General features: G+C 63.5%; 12 protein-coding genes. 7 read left to right on the top strand and 5 right to left on the bottom strand.

The genetic code is table 11. From position 1 onward, the window contains the following. Positions 1 to 91 precede the first annotated feature (91 nt). From A9K65_RS03575 to A9K65_RS03545, 7 genes are all read left to right on the top strand, one after another. Positions 92 to 1,051, top strand: a complete 960-nt coding sequence (locus A9K65_RS03575) for an N-acetylmuramic acid 6-phosphate etherase (protein WP_064992750.1) — start codon at positions 92 to 94, stop codon at positions 1,049 to 1,051. A 2-nt stretch (positions 1,052 to 1,053) separates the two neighbouring features. Next, complete coding sequence (locus A9K65_RS03570) at positions 1,054 to 2,313, top strand: ABC transporter substrate-binding protein (protein ID WP_013528574.1); 1,260 nt, start codon at positions 1,054 to 1,056, stop codon at positions 2,311 to 2,313. A gap of 241 nt (positions 2,314 to 2,554) precedes the next feature. Then, positions 2,555 to 3,484: a sugar ABC transporter permease gene (locus A9K65_RS03565; RefSeq protein ID WP_027161161.1), complete on the top strand. Its 930-nt coding sequence runs from the start codon at positions 2,555 to 2,557 to the stop codon at positions 3,482 to 3,484. Between the two features lie 10 nt (positions 3,485 to 3,494). Then, positions 3,495 to 4,334 (top strand): carbohydrate ABC transporter permease, encoded by an 840-nt coding sequence (locus A9K65_RS03560; protein WP_064992751.1) that lies wholly within the window; start codon positions 3,495 to 3,497, stop codon positions 4,332 to 4,334. Continuing rightward, on the top strand, positions 4,331 to 4,798 hold the full coding sequence (locus A9K65_RS03555; protein WP_064992752.1) for a DUF4304 domain-containing protein: 468 nt from the start codon (positions 4,331 to 4,333) through the stop codon (positions 4,796 to 4,798). Before A9K65_RS03560 ends, A9K65_RS03555 begins: the two co-directional genes overlap by 4 nt. A 1-nt stretch (position 4,799) precedes the next feature. Further along, positions 4,800 to 5,855 (top strand): Gfo/Idh/MocA family oxidoreductase, encoded by a 1,056-nt coding sequence (locus A9K65_RS03550; protein ID WP_064992753.1) that lies wholly within the window; start codon positions 4,800 to 4,802, stop codon positions 5,853 to 5,855. 15 nt (positions 5,856 to 5,870) lie between these two features. Beyond that, a complete protein-coding gene (locus tag A9K65_RS03545) occupies positions 5,871 to 6,869 on the top strand; it encodes an ABC transporter ATP-binding protein (protein WP_063173499.1) in 999 nt (332 codons plus the stop codon). 166 nt (positions 6,870 to 7,035) lie between these two features. Here the strand turns inward: A9K65_RS03545 and A9K65_RS03540 are convergent, their stop codons facing one another. The 5 genes from A9K65_RS03540 to A9K65_RS03520 all read right to left on the bottom strand — a co-directional run bounded on the left by A9K65_RS03540 (position 7,036) and on the right by A9K65_RS03520 (position 13,493). Further along, positions 7,036 to 7,881 (bottom strand): fumarylacetoacetate hydrolase family protein, encoded by an 846-nt coding sequence (locus A9K65_RS03540; RefSeq protein ID WP_013528568.1) that lies wholly within the window; start codon positions 7,879 to 7,881, stop codon positions 7,036 to 7,038. Positions 7,882 to 8,100: 219 nt separating this feature from the next. Further along, positions 8,101 to 8,832: an SDR family oxidoreductase gene (locus A9K65_RS03535; protein ID WP_013528567.1), complete on the bottom strand. Its 732-nt coding sequence runs from the start codon at positions 8,830 to 8,832 to the stop codon at positions 8,101 to 8,103. A gap of 186 nt (positions 8,833 to 9,018) precedes the next feature. Next, positions 9,019 to 11,391: an aldehyde dehydrogenase family protein gene (locus A9K65_RS03530; RefSeq protein ID WP_064992754.1), complete on the bottom strand. Its 2,373-nt coding sequence runs from the start codon at positions 11,389 to 11,391 to the stop codon at positions 9,019 to 9,021. 72 nt (positions 11,392 to 11,463) lie between these two features. Further along, complete coding sequence (deoC, locus tag A9K65_RS03525; RefSeq protein ID WP_064993015.1) at positions 11,464 to 12,513, bottom strand: deoxyribose-phosphate aldolase; 1,050 nt, start codon at positions 12,511 to 12,513, stop codon at positions 11,464 to 11,466. Positions 12,514 to 12,665: 152 nt separating this feature from the next. Next, a complete protein-coding gene (locus tag A9K65_RS03520; RefSeq protein ID WP_027040179.1) occupies positions 12,666 to 13,493 on the bottom strand; it encodes a ferredoxin--NADP reductase in 828 nt (275 codons plus the stop codon). Positions 13,494 to 13,665: the final 172 nt, after the last annotated feature.

The raw sequence follows: 13,665 nt of genomic DNA, 5'->3' as shown, positions 1-13,665 counted from the left end.
GGCGGCTCAGCGATTTCCGGCCCGCGAATTCGTTAATGCGTGTGGACAAGTGGTATTTTTTTGGTATTGTTCTGGTATTGGAGGAACCGGGATGGCCGAAACGCGCACCGAAGCGCTTCACAAAAATGCCGAGGGGCTGGATATCCAGCCTCCGGACGCCATCCTTTCCTATTTGGCCGATGCGCAGATCGAAGCCGCCAAGGTGGTGCGCCATGCCATTCCATCCATCGCCAGGGCCGCCGAGATCATCGCCGGCAGGCTGAAGGGCGGCGGCAAGCTTGCCTACGCCGCGGCCGGCAGCTCAGGCCTGATGGCACTGGCCGATGCGCTGGAGCTGCCGGGCACCTTCGGCATTCACCGCGACCGCATCGCCATCCTCATCGCCGGCGGCGACGACGCTTTCCGCACGCTGGCCGGCGGGCCGGAAGACGATACCGAGGAAGCCGCGGCAGCGGTCGCCGAGGCCAGCCTCGGCAAGGGCGACTGCCTGATCGCCATTTCCGCCAGCGGCACGACGCCCTATGCCGTGCGGGCCATCGAGGAGGCTGCCCGCCGCGGCGCTGCCACCATCGGCATCGCCAACAACAGGGACTCTGCGCTGCTGCGCCAGGCACAAACCGCCATCCTGCTCGAAACGCCGCCGGAACTGATCGCCGGCTCCACGCGCATGGGCGCCGGCACTGCCCAGAAGATCGTGCTCAACATGCTGTCGACGCTGACCGCCATCCATCTCGGCCATGTGCATGACGGCTACATGGTCAATCTCATGGCCGACAACATCAAGCTGCGCGACCGCGCGGCGCGTATCGTCGCCGCCGTCAGCGGCCGCGGCACGGACGAAGCGGCCCGCCTGCTCGAAAAGAGCGGCGGCGCGGTCAAGACCGCCATTCTGCTCGCCGCCGGCGCCGACAGCACTGACGCGGCGCAGAAGATACTGGAAGAGGCCGGCCAGAAGTTGCGGCCGGCCCTTTCCGCTATAGAGGGGAGCAAGGGCTCAAAAGCCTCTGTTCTCATCAAAACCGAACCTGAAAAAGGTCAACAGGGAGACTGAGCATGACAACGAAACTACTGACGGCACTGCTTTTGGGCACCAGCATTCTCGGCTCGGCCGGGTTGGCTCACGCCGACGACGTAACGCTCAACATCGAAAGCTGGCGCGGCGACGACCTTGCCATCTGGAAGGACAAGCTGATCCCGGCTTTCGAAGCCAAGAACCCGGGCATCAAGGTCGTGTTCGCACCCTCGGCTCCGACCGAATATGACGCCGCGCTCGGCGCCAAGCTCGCCGCCGGCTCGGCGGGCGACCTGATCACCTGCCGCCCGTTCGACAAGTCGCTTGAGCTGTTCAAGAAGGGCAACCTTGCCGATCTCTCGGCGCTGCCTGGCATGGAGAACTTTTCGCCGGTGGCCAAGTCCGCCTGGCAGACCGACGACGGCAAGGCGAGCTTCTGCGTGCCGATGGCCTCGGTCATCCACGGCTTCATCTACAACAAGGACGCCTTCGACAAGCTCGGCATCAAGGTGCCGGAGACCCGCGACGAGTTCTTCGCCGCGCTCGACAAGATCAAGGCCGACGGCACCTACATCCCGATGGCGATGGGCACCAAGGATCTCTGGGAAGCCGCGACCATGGGCTACCAGAACATCGGCCCCAACTACTGGAAGGGCGAGGACGGCCGCGCGGCGCTGATCAAGGGCGATCAGAAGCTGACCGACAAGGACTGGGTCGCGCCGTATGAGGAACTGGCCAAGTGGAAGCCCTATCTCGGCGATGGCTTCGAGGCGCAGACCTATCCGGACAGCCAGAACCTGTTCACGCTCGGCCGCGCCGCCATCTACCCGGCCGGCTCGTGGGAGATCGGCCTGTTCAACACCCAGGCGCAGTTCAAGATGGGCGCCTTCCCGCCGCCGGTCGAGAAGGCCGGTGACACCTGCTACATCTCCGACCATACCGATATCGGCATGGGCCTGAATGCGGCTTCGAAGAACGCCGATGCGGCCAAGACCTTCCTGTCCTGGGTCGCCTCGCCGGATTTCGCCACCATCTACGCCAACGCACTGCCGGGCTTCTTCAGCCTGAACTCCTCGCCGGTGAAGATGGAAGACCCGCTGGCGCAGGAATTCGTCTCCTGGCGCGGCAAGTGCAAGTCGACGATCCGCTCGACCTACCAGATCCTGTCGCGCGGCACGCCGAACCTCGAGAACGAGACCTGGGTTGAATCGGCCAACGTCATCAACGGCACCGATACGCCGGAAGCGGCGGCCAAGAAGCTGCAGACCGGCCTCGACAGCTGGTACCATCCGGCCAAGTAAGAGCTCAGGCAACGGAACCGGCCTGGCGCATGCCTGGCCGGTTCCGGACTACCTCATTCAAAGCCTATTCAGATTGCGATTGTCGGCACCGCCTCCCGGCCTTACCCTTTCTTCGGGGAAGGCTAGCTGATCAGTCGCAGGCCTTTGTTCCTGCCGCATCGGCAGGAATGGTCGGGCCGTGCATCGAGGCATCATCTAGATCGATACCCTTTGGAACCGAGAGACGGCGGGGACCGAACTCATGGCCGCAGATATCAGAGCGAAAAGACCGTTCCGCTGGCATATAGGCGTCTTCCTGGCGCCGGCGGTGCTTGTCTACACGGCAATCATGATCCTGCCGCTCGCCGGCACGCTGCAGCTCTCGCTGTTCCGCAACATCGAGCAGCACCAGGTCTTCGTCGGGCTGGAAAACTTCCGCATGCTGTTCGGCGATCCCAACTGGTCGGTGGGTTTCTGGAACGCGCTGAGGAACAACACCTGGTTCTTTATCATCCACATGCTGGTGCAGAACCCGATCGGCGTCATGCTGGCCGCGCTTCTGTCCAGCCCGAGACTGAGGTTCGCGGCCTTCTACCGCACGGCGATCTTCGTGCCGACCATCCTGTCCTTCGTCATCGTCGGTTTCGCCTGGAAGCTGATCCTGTCCCCGTTGTGGGGCGTGGCGCCGCATCTGATGGATCTCGTCGGCCTGAAAAGCCTGTTCACGCCATGGCTCGGCAAGGAGCAATATGCGCTCACCGCACTCAGCCTGATTTCGGTGTGGCAGTTCGTCGGCATCCCGATGATGCTGATCTACGCTGCCCTGCTGTCGATCCCCGAAGAGGTGATCGAGGCCGCCGAATGCGATGGCATCACCGGCCTGGCGCAGTTCTGGAAGATCAAGCTGCCGCTGATCCTGCCGTCGATCGGCATCATCTCGATCCTCACCTTCGTCGGCAATTTCAACGCCTTCGACCTGATCTACACCGCGCAAGGCGCGCTCGCCGGGCCGAACTATTCGACCGATATTCTAGGCACTTTCCTCTACCGCGCCTTCTTCGGCTTCCAGCTGCAGGTCGGCGACCCCAATATGGGCGCAGCGATCGCCACGATGATGTTCCTGATCATCCTCGGCGGTGTCTGCGTCTATCTCTTTCTCGTCCAGACGCGCCTGCGTCGCTACCAGTTCTGAGGGCCGAGAGATGAGCACCGCCACCCGTTCCGTGCCCCGCACCATCGGCGCCCATGCGATCCTGTTGACCTACACGGTGATCGCGCTGTTTCCGGTGATCCTGGTGATCATGAACTCGTTCAAGTCCCGCGCCGGCATCTTCGGCGCGCCGCTGACGCCGCCGACGCCAAAGACCTTCGACCTGATCGGCTACACCACCGTCATCGGCCAGGGCGACTTCTTCCACTATTTCCAGAACAGCCTCGTCGTCACTGTCGCCTCGCTGTTCTTCGTGCTCCTGTTCGGCGCCATGGCGGCGTTTGCGCTGTCGGAATACCGCTTCCGCGGCAATTCGCTGATGGGGCTCTATCTGGCGCTCGGCATCATGATCCCGATCCGGCTGGGCACCGTCGCCATCCTGCAATTGATGGTGGCGAGCGGGCTGGTCAACACGCTGACGGCGCTGATCCTGGTCTACACCGCGCAAGGCCTGCCGCTTGCCGTGTTCATCCTGTCGGAGTTCATGAAGCAGGTGTCCGACGATCTGAAGAATGCCGGCCGCATCGACGGCCTGTCGGAATACACCATCTTCTTCCGCCTGGTGCTGCCGCTGGTCAGGCCATCGATGGCAACCGTCGCCGTCTTCACCATGATCCCGATCTGGAACGATCTGTGGTTCCCGCTGATCCTGGCGCCGTCGGAGGACACCAAGACCGTGACGCTCGGCGCGCAGCTGTTCCTCGGCCAGTTCGTCACCAACTGGAACGCTATCCTGGCGGCGCTGTCGCTGGCGATCATGCCGGTGCTGATCCTCTACGTCATCTTCTCGCGGCAGTTGATCCGCGGCATTACTTCCGGAGCGGTGAAGTGAGCGGCGGGGAAGAAGCTATCGTACAGGCCCTCGTCGAGACAGCGAGCCACTATGGATTCCGGGGCGTTCGCGCCAAAAATTTCTACCGAGAGTGGCCGGAGACGACCTGTGTGCTGAACCTTCAGAAGTCTTCCTGGGGTCCGCAATTCTATATCAACGCTGCTGTCTGGTTTGCACGGCTTGGGCCGGAGCGCCGGCCGAAGGAATACAATTGTCACATTCGTTGGCGCGTCAATTCCCAGATGGAAGACGAGCAGTCGAAAGCGTTCGAGCAGGCGCTCAACCTTGAGCATCCCTTGCCTGATGATCAGAGGCTTTCACTGATCAAGGACGGAGTTGATGCCTATGGCTTTCGACTTTTGTCCCGGTGTGACAGCGAAGAAGCAGCCCTGCGGGTCGCAGATGAATGTGAGCCACAGGTGATGGTGGCTCTCGCAGCCCGCAGTCAAGAAAAGGCGAATTGAAATGGCCCAACCCCTGCGTGTCGTCGTCGCCGGCCTCGGCAATATGGGTCGCAGCCATGCGCTGGCCTACCATACCAATCCAGGTTTCCAGATCGCGGCGCTGATCAACCGCTCCGACGTGCCGCTGCCGGACGGGCTGTCGGGTTACGGCATCAGGCGATCCTTCGATGAGGCATTGCGCGAGGAAAAGCCCGATGTCGCCTGCATCGCCACCTATTCCGACAGCCATGCCGACTATGCGGTGAAGGCGTTCGAGGCCGGTTGCCACGTCTTCGTCGAAAAGCCGCTGGCAACGACGGTGGCCGACGCCAGGCGCGTCGTCGCAGCGGCCAAGGCCAACGGCAGGAAGCTGGTGATCGGCTACATCCTGCGCCATCACCCGTCCTGGATCCGGTTGATCGCCGAAGCGCGCAAGCGCGGCGGCCCCTACGTCTTCCGCATGAACCTCAACCAGCAATCCTCGGGCAATACCTGGGAGACGCACAAGCAGTTGATGCAGACGACCTCGCCGATCGTCGATTGCGGCGTGCACTATCTCGACGTCATGCTGCAGATCACCGATGCGAAGCCCGTGGAAGTGCGCGGCATGGGCGTGCGGCTGACCGACGAGGTCGCGCCCTCGATGTACAATTACGGCCACTTGCAGGTGCTGTTCGATGACGGTTCGGTCGGCTGGTATGAGGCCGGCTGGGGGCCGATGATTTCGGAAACCGCCTTCTTCGTGAAGGACGTCATCTCGCCCAATGGCTGCGTGTCGATCGTCATGAAGGAAGGTGTGAAGTCCGATGACATCGACACGCACACCAAGACCTCGACCATCCGCCTGCACAATGCGGCGACCGGCGCGGACGGCAAGTTCGCCAAGCCAGACGAGATGTTGTCGATGGAGGGCGAACCCGGCCATCAGGACCTCTGCGACCTCGAACAGGCCTTCGTGCTGAAGGCAATCCGCGAGGATCTCGACCTCACCAAACATATGGACGACGCGGTCAAATCGCTCGCCGTCTGCCTTGCCGCCGACGAGAGCGTGCGCAGTGGCGCCGCCGTCAAACTCTAGAACAGGGACGAAGCCGTGGGCTCGCTGAACATCGAGAACGTGAAGAAGGCCTTTGGGCCGGTCGAGGTGCTGAAGGGCATCAACCTCGAAGTGAACGACGGCGAGTTCGTTGTCTTCGTCGGCCCCTCCGGTTGCGGCAAGTCGACCTTGCTCAGGGTCATTGCCGGACTGGAGGATTCGACCTCGGGCCGCGTCGTCATCGATGGCGCGGACGTCTCGGCCACGCCGCCGGCCAAGCGCGGCATCGCCATGGTGTTCCAGACCTATGCGCTCTATCCGCATCTGACGGTGAAGAACAATATGGGCCTTGGCCTCAAGCAGGCCGGCACGCCGGCGGCCGAGATCGAGCGCCGCATCGGCATCGCCTCGTCGATGCTGTCGCTGGAGCCCTATCTCGAAAGGCGGCCGGCCGAACTCTCCGGCGGCCAGCGTCAGCGCGTCGCCATCGGCCGCGCCGTGGTGCGCGAGCCGAAGCTGTTTCTGTTCGACGAGCCGCTGTCGAACCTCGATGCCGCGCTGCGTGTCAACACGCGGCTCGAGATCGCGCAATTGCACCGCCGGCTGAAGGCGACGATGATCTACGTCACCCACGACCAGGTCGAGGCGATGACCCTGGCCGACAAGATCGTGGTGCTCAACGCAGGGAAAATCGAGCAGATCGGTGGCCCGATGGAGCTCTACAATTCGCCGGCAAATGAGTTCGTCGCCGGCTTCATCGGCTCACCGAAGATGAATTTCGTCGACGGCGCCCGTCTCGGCGAAACCGCCAGGACCATCGGCGTGCGGCCGGAACATCTGACGGTCGATCCGAAATCCGGCGCCTGGAAGGGAACGGTGGTGCACGCCGAGCATCTCGGCGCCGACACCAACCTCTATCTTGACTGCGAGAAGGCCGGGCTGATCACCGTGCGGATTTTTGGTGTTTATGATGCCGAGCCGGGTGCCACGCTGTATGCGACGCCGGATCCGGCGAAGACGTATCGGTTTGGTGCGGATGGGAAGGTGCTGAAGTAGATACGCCGGCGCAGCCCCCTCACCCAGCCTCCGCTTCGCTCGGCTGACCTCTCCCCGAGGGGAGAGGAGATTGTCAGCGCCGACGCCAGTCTCTTCTCCCCAGCGGGGAGAAGGTGGCCGCGAAGCGGCCGGATGAGGGGGCAGCGCTGACCCCGAAATGTACTGCCTAAACGTCCGCCTTGAACGTCTGCTTCTGCTGCCCCAGGCCTTCAATGCCCAGCTCCACCACATCGCCGGCCTTCAAGAACACCGGCGGCTTCATGCCCAGCCCGACGCCGGGCGGCGTGCCGGTGGAGATGATGTCGCCGGGATGCAGCGACATGAATTGGCTGAGATAGGACACCAGATACTTGACGCCATAGACCATGGTCTTGGTCGAGCCGTTCTGCATCGTCTTGCCGTTGACGGTCAGCCACATTTTGAGGTTCTGCGGGTCGGCCACTTCGTCTTTGGTCACCAGCCATGGGCCGGTCGGGCCGAATGTGTCGCAGCTCTTGCCCTTGGTCCACTGGCCCTGCCGCTCGGCCTGAAAGGCGCGCTCTGAGACGTCGTGGGCAACGCTATAGCCGGCGACATAGTCGAGCGCATCGGCCTCGCTGACATATTTGGCGGTTTTGCCGATGATCACGGCCAGCTCGACTTCCCAGTCGGTCTTCTCCGAGCCGCGAGGGATCAGCACGTCGTCATCCGGCCCGACAATGGCCGAGCTCGCCTTCATGAAGATGATCGGCTCCGGCGGCACGGTGGCGCCGGTCTCGGCGGCGTGGTCGGAATAGTTCAGGCCGATACAGATGAACTTGCCCGTGCCGGCAACGCAGGCGCCGAGGCGCGGGCTGCCGGAAACCGCCGGCAGCGACTTCGGATCTAGCTTGGCGAGTGCTGCCAACGATGCCGGATCGAGTGCCTTGCCGCCGATATCGGTGACGTGAGCGGAGAGATCACGGATCGTTCCATCCGCATCGAGCAGGCCGGGACGTTCGCTTCCCACCTCGCCATAGCGCAGCAGTTTCATCTAAATCCTTCTCCTGATTGCGGCCTCGTGGCCTTTTGCAAACTTTCCGCCAAGGCGATTGCTCCTTCAAGGAACCGGCGGACCGTACCCATCGACCTGACTACGGACAAGCGCGATCGCCATACAAGATAGCCGGCGCGCGGGATTTTCAGACTGTTCGATCCCCTGTTAAACGCCGGCAACGGGCCAGATCGTCCGGCCCACGCAAGATTTCCGCAGTCAGATCGACCAGCCGCCGTCGATATTGTAGGCCTGCCCGGACGTGTACGTGGCGCCGGCCAGGTAGACGGCCAGATCGGCGATTTCCTCCGGCGTGCCGAGCCGGCCCATCGGCTGGCGGGCGATGAAGGCGGCGCGGGCGGCATCATAGTCGCCTTGCGCGTGCATGCGGTCCTGCAGCGACGGGCTCTCGACCGTGCCGGGGCAGATGGCGTTGCAGCGTATGCCCTTGCCGACATAGTCGGCGGCTATCGCCTTGGTCAGGCCGATGACCGCGGCCTTGGTCAGGCCATAGACGAAGCGGTTGGGCACGCCCTTGGTGGAACTGGCCAGCGAGGCCATGTTGATGATCGATCCGTCGCCGCGTTCCAGCATGCCGGGCAGCACGGCCCGGCTGGTGCGGATCATGGCGCGGACATTGAGGTTCAGCGCGAAATCGAGGTCGCCGTCCTTCATCTCCAGGATCGAGCCCGAATGGACGAAACCGGCGCAATTGAACAGCACGTCGACGACACCGATCTCGGCAAAGGCGGCGTTGACGGCTTCGTCGTTGAGCACGTCCAGCTTGCGGGTCTTGATCCCTGGCGTCTTGGCGAGTTCCGCCAGCAGCGTCTCGTTGATGTCGGTGGCGTAGACGATGGCGCCGGCTTTTGCGAAGGCCAGTGCGCTCGCCTTGCCGATCCCTTGCGCCGCTGCCGTGACGACAACGACCTTGCCTGCCAGATCCGCCATGCTGTTCTCCTCGTCCGCTGGGATAGTCCGGGTCTACCTGCGGCTGGCCAAGGCGTCATGTGCCAGTCACGCGTGATCGTGCAGCCTGCGCCGTTGACCGTTCACTGATAAAGATGTTTTTTCTCGTTAAAGAACATCTGTCCGGGCGTCAAGCCCGAACACGATCTGAACAGTACCGGCAGGCCATCAATCGCCGTAAGGCACCCAGACATTCTTGACCTCGACGGCGCGGCGCAGGAAGGCGTCGCCGGCGGCTTGGTCGGATGCCCAGTCGATGCCGCGGCCATTGCCGCTCCAGACGCGCTTGAGGTTGCCGATGGACTCGGCTTCCGCCTTGGCGCAGGTCTCGGCATCGGCGAACACCCAAAGCCCGTCGACATCGTCATGCTTGGCCAGCACGCCGGCGAGTTCGGCGCTGCGACCGGTGACGACGTTGATGGCGCCTGAGGGAATGTCGGAATATTCGATGACCTGGTAAAGATCGGTCGCCAGCAGCGGGTAGCGCTCCGACGGCACTGCGACCACGGTGTTGCCCATCGCGAGTGCGGGTGCAATCAGCGAGATCAGGCCGAGCAGCGGCGAGGCATCCGGCGCGACGATGCCGACGACGCCGACCGGCTCGTGCAGCGCCAATGTCACGGCACGCGCGGGCGGTTGGTGCACGCGGCCCTCGAATTTGTCGGCCAGACCGGCATAGAGGAACAGCCGCTCGATGGATTGTTCTACCTCTTCCCGCGCAGCCTTGGGCGTGGCGCCGGTCAATTCGGTGAGACGGGCGGCGAACTCGCTGGCGCGGCCGGAAAGGTTCTCGGCCAGATAATAGAGCACCTGGGACCTGTTATAGGCGGTCGCCTCCGGCCAGGCCTTGGCACCGCGGGCGGCGGAGACGGCATCGCGGATATCCTTGCGGCTACCAAGCCCAACTTCGCCGGCAAGCTTGCCCTTGGCGGTGGCGACAGCCAGCGAATAATTGCCGTCCGGCCGTACCTGCTTGCCGCCGATGAACAGCTTTGCCGTACGGTCGATTGCCGCGCCATCGGCCTGCTCGACCGGTTGCGCCGACATCGTCGCCGGCTTGATGACCGGGCCGAGCGGCAATTTTGCCGTGAGATATTCGAACATGCCCTCGCGCCCGCCCTCACGACCGAAACCACTCTCGCGGTAGCCGCCGAAGCCACAGGCGGCGTCGAACATGTTGGTGCCGTTGACCCAGACCACGCCGGCCTTCAATTGCGGCGCGACGTGCAGGGCAAGGTTGACGTTCTCGCTCCACACCGAGGCGGCGAGGCCATAGCGCGTGTTGTTGGCGAGCTCGATCGCTTCCTCGGTGTTGCGGAAGGTCATGGTCGCCAGAACAGGGCCGAACACCTCTTCTTGCGCCAATATGTTAGCCGGCGAAACACCTGTGGCGAGCGTCGGCAGATGGTAGTAGCCGGAGGACGGCAGCGCGGCATCCGGCTGCCAGCAGACGGCGCCCTGTCTGGCGCCTTCGGCAACCAGGCCCTTGACGCGCTCGAGCTGGGTCAGATCGACGAGCGGACCGATATCGGTGTTCTTGTCCAGCGGGCTGCCGACGCGCAGCCGGCTCATCCGCGTCTTGACCTTGGCGATCAGGGCGTCGGCTATGCCTTCCTGCACCAGGAGCCGCGAACCGGCGCAGCAGACCTGGCCCTGGTTGAACCAGATGCCGTCGACCAGGCCTTCGACGGCGCTGTCGAGATCGGCATCCTCGAAGACGATGAAAGCCGATTTGCCGCCGAGCTCCAGCGACAGTTTCTTGCCCGAGCCGGCGGTGGCCTTGCGGATGATCTTGCCGACCTCGGAAGAGCCGGTAAAGGCGATCTTCTGGACGCCGGGATGGTTGACGATGGCGACGCCGGCCTCAGGGCCGCCCTGGACGATGTTGACGACGCCCTTCGGCACGCCGGCACGCTCGCAAATCTCGACGAACAGGATGGCGGTCAGCGGCGTGAACTCGGCCGGCTTCAGCACCACGGTGCAGCCGGCGGCGAGCGCCGGCGCGATCTTCCAGGCCAGCATCAGCAACGGAAAGTTCCACGGGATGATCTGGCCGACGACGCCGACACCCCTATGGCCGGGGAAATCCCTGTCCAGCGCCTGCGCCCAGCCGGCATGGTGGATGAAATGGCGGATCGCCAGCGGCACGTCGATATCGCGGCTTTCGCGGATCGGCTTGCCGTTGTCGATGGTCTCAAGCACCGCGAACAGGCGCTGATGCCGCTGCATGGCGCGGCCGATGGCATAAAGCACCTTGGCACGCTGATAGCCTGAGGCTGCCGACCACTTCGGCAGCGCCTTGGCGGCGGCCGCAACCGCCGCGTCGATATCGGCGGCATTGGCGTCCGAGACCTCGGCCAGCAGCTTGCCGGAAGACGGCTCGCTGGTCTCGAAGGTCTTGCCGCCGGCAGCGGCTTTCCAGTCGCCGCCGATGAACAGCGCCTTGCCGAAATCGCGCGCGGCAAGCCAGGCGTCGGCCTCGTTGCGGGCCTCCGGCGCCGGGCCGTACTCCATGGCGTGGTAGCGGTCGAGAATGTTCATTGGGCGCCTCCTTCACCCTCCCACTTGTGGGGAGGGTCGATCGGCTTGCCGATCGGGGTGGGGGTAAATCTCTCAAGCCATCGCGTGGCGATGATTGGCCGAATAGTGTCCCGTCAGATGGTGCTCGAGCTGGCGCTCGATGTCGGTCAAGAGGCTCGACGCTCCGAAGCGGAACAGGTCCGGCTCCAGCCATGGCCGGCCGAGCTCTTCCTTCATCAGCACCAGCCAGTCGAGCGAGGCCTTGGCCGTGGAAATGCCGCCGGCCGGCTTGAAGCCGATGAGATAGCCGGTTTCCCCGAAATAGGCCCTGATGGCACGCACCATGGCGAGGCCGACGGGCAGCGTCGCGTTGACGCTTTCCTTGCCGGTCGAGGTCTTGATGAAATCGGCGCCCGCCATCATCGCCACCATCGAGGCCAGCATGACATTGCGCAGCGTGGCGAGGTCGCCGGTGCCGAGGATGACCTTCAGATGCGCATCACCGCAGGCGGCGCGCATCGAGACGATCTCATTGTAAAGCTCCCGCCACTTGGCGCCGAACACCAGGCCGCGCGGGATGACGACGTCGATCTCGTCGGCGCCGTCACGGACCGAGGCCTCGATCTCCTGCAAACGGGTCGACAGCGGCGCCAGGCCATGCGGAAAGGCGGTGGAGACGGCGGCGACATGGATGCCAGTGCCGCGCACCGCATCGACGGCGGTGGCAACGAAGGGGTGGTAGACGCAGACGGCGGCCGGGCGGATGGTTTCACCTGATATGCCGAGGCCCTCGACAATGTCGCGGCGGAACGGGTTGATCGCCTTGGCGCAGAGCCGGCGCACGCGCTCCTCGGTGTCGTTGGAATTCAGCGTCGTCAAATCCATGCAGGCGACGGCGCGCAGCAGCCAGGCGGCCTGGTTGTCGGCCTTGATCGAGCGCCGCTTGGTCAGGCTGGCGACGCGCCGTTCCAGCGCCGAGCGATTGACGCTGCGCACCGATTCCATGAAGCCAAGGTCGAGCTTCATGCCGGGGTTGCGCGCAATGCGATGGTCCGGTGGAACGGCTGTATTGGCGGCGGCACGCGCCGGCAGCGGCGTCACCTTGGACGAGCCGACATCGGCTTCGCGGATTGTGCTGCTCATCTCCTGCCCTTTCATTCAGCGACGTGTGCCGAAGATAGCCCGTGAAGCCGTACTTCACGAGTCCTGCGGGCGGTCATAACCGAAAAAGGCGGCGAAAGCAGCAATTTTTGACCGTGCGGTCAAAAACGTAGACTTCGAGATGTTGGTGCGGCTCAGCCGACGAAGGCGCGCTCGACGACAAAAGTCGCCGGATGGCTCAGCGAGCCTTCCTCGAAGCCGAGGCTTTCGGCCAGTTCCTTGACGTCCTTCAGCATATGCATCGAGCCGCAGATCATGATCCGATCGGTTTCCGGGTTGAGCTTGTCGATGCCGAGATCGCTGTAGAACTTGCCGGAGCCGATCAGCGCGGTGATGCGGCCCATGCGTGCCGATTCCTCGCGGGTCGTCGAATTGTAGAGCGTGACGCGCCCAGTGGTCAGTTCACCGATCAGCGGGTCGCTTTCAAGTGCTGCGACCAGCTCCTGGCCGTAGGTGAGTTCCGCATTGTCGCGGCAGGTATGGGTCAGGATCAGCTGATCGAATTTTTCGTAGGTGTCGGGGTCGCGCAGCAGGCTGGCGAAGGGCGCGATGCCGGTGCCGGTCGAGATCATGAACAGCCGCTTGGCCGGCGTCAGTGCGTCGACCACCAGCGTGCCGGTCGACTTCTGGCGCATGATGACGGTGTCGCCGACCTGGATCTTCTGCAGCTCCGAAGTCAGCGGGCCGTCCGGCACCTTGATCGAGAAGAATTCCAGCTCTTCGTCCCAGGCTGGGCTCGCCACCGAATAGGCGCGGTACACCGGCTTCTCTGCATTGGGCAGGCCGATCATGACGAACTCGCCGGAGCGGAAGCGCAGCGACTGCGGACGGGTGATGCGGAACGAGAACAGCCGGTCGGTGTAGTGCTTCACCGAGACCACGGTTTCGGCATAGACATTGGCCGGAATCGGGAACTGCAGCGGTCGGGCGCCGACGGTGTTGAGAGCGGATGTGGTGTTCATCAAATCCAACCTTCTGGCCCAGCTCACGGACGCGGGCGCCAAACCTTCACCTGCGCGCCCGGACCATTCAGGTCCCGGCGTGCTGTTCGCACACTCCAAAGCGGCAAGCTCTTGTGTCCGGAATTTATTAGTATACAAACGATATTTGCGTCAAGATGCTCCCTTAAAACAG

The organism is Mesorhizobium sp. WSM1497 (assembly GCF_001672455.2).
Taxonomy (GTDB): domain Bacteria; phylum Pseudomonadota; class Alphaproteobacteria; order Rhizobiales; family Rhizobiaceae; genus Mesorhizobium; species Mesorhizobium ciceri.
The sequence above is the reverse complement of the archived record's forward strand: the minus strand, read 5'-3'. Positions and strand labels throughout refer to the sequence as shown.

Coding starts and splice junctions, on each gene's coding strand:
- A9K65_RS03540 (WP_013528568.1), bottom strand. CDS start 7,881: ATGAAACTGCTGCGCTATGGCGAGGTGGGAAGCGAACGTCCCGGCCTG.
- A9K65_RS03530 (WP_064992754.1), bottom strand. CDS start 11,391: ATGAACATTCTCGACCGCTACCACGCCATGGAGTACGGCCCGGCGCCG.
- A9K65_RS03570 (WP_013528574.1), top strand. CDS start 1,054: ATGACAACGAAACTACTGACGGCACTGCTTTTGGGCACCAGCATTCTC.
- A9K65_RS03560 (WP_064992751.1), top strand. CDS start 3,495: ATGAGCACCGCCACCCGTTCCGTGCCCCGCACCATCGGCGCCCATGCG.
- A9K65_RS03565 (WP_027161161.1), top strand. CDS start 2,555: ATGGCCGCAGATATCAGAGCGAAAAGACCGTTCCGCTGGCATATAGGC.
- A9K65_RS03535 (WP_013528567.1), bottom strand. CDS start 8,832: ATGGCGGATCTGGCAGGCAAGGTCGTTGTCGTCACGGCAGCGGCGCAA.
- A9K65_RS03550 (WP_064992753.1), top strand. CDS start 4,800: ATGGCCCAACCCCTGCGTGTCGTCGTCGCCGGCCTCGGCAATATGGGT.
- A9K65_RS03575 (WP_064992750.1), top strand. CDS start 92: ATGGCCGAAACGCGCACCGAAGCGCTTCACAAAAATGCCGAGGGGCTG.
- A9K65_RS03520 (WP_027040179.1), bottom strand. CDS start 13,493: ATGAACACCACATCCGCTCTCAACACCGTCGGCGCCCGACCGCTGCAG.
- deoC (WP_064993015.1), bottom strand. CDS start 12,513: ATGAGCAGCACAATCCGCGAAGCCGATGTCGGCTCGTCCAAGGTGACG.